Origin of the sequence: Cellulomonas fimi (assembly GCF_028527925.1) — a bacterium.
GTDB lineage: Bacteria > Actinomycetota > Actinomycetes > Actinomycetales > Cellulomonadaceae > Cellulomonas > Cellulomonas fimi_C.
The window spans coordinates 1-532 of sequence record NZ_JAPESW010000183.1 but is presented as its reverse complement, the minus strand read 5'-3'; the positions used below and the strand labels follow the sequence as shown (position 1 = coordinate 532).

Sequence of the window (532 nt, the reverse complement as noted above, 5' to 3'; positions counted from 1 at the left end):
CCGCACGCTGACCGGGACCACCTTTGATCTGTTTATCGGCGAAACGCCACTAAATATCGCCGGTAAGACCCGTTATGCAAAAACCATAAATGCGGGTCTTCCGGGGCCGCTGCTGCGCTGGAAAGAAGGCGACACTGTCACGCTAAGGGTAAAAAACCGCCTGTCAGAGCCGACCTCTGTTCACTGGCATGGCATTATCCTGCCGGCAAATATGGATGGCGTACCGGGTCTCAGTTTTCACGGTATCGAACCGGACGACACGTATGTTTACTCCTTTAAAATAAAGCAGAACGGAACTTACTGGTATCACAGCCATTCCGGTCTGCAGGAGCAGGAAGGAGTATACGGTCCGATTATTATCGATGCCGCTGAACCTGAGCCGTTTCAGTGGGACAGCGAGCAGGTAGTGCTGCTGACCGACTGGTCTGATGAAAAAGCCTCAGACATTCTCGCAAAACTGAAAAAGCAGTCAGATTATTACAACTTCGCTAAACCCACCGCTACCGACTTTTTCCGTGATGCGCGGGAGAAA

1 protein-coding gene is annotated in these 532 nt (G+C 51.5%); it reads left to right on the top strand.

Annotated features, from left to right (window positions below; all coding sequences use genetic code 11):
- On the top strand, positions 1 to 532 hold a 532-nt coding region (locus OMK64_RS21580), incomplete at both ends, for a multicopper oxidase domain-containing protein (protein ID WP_272730173.1).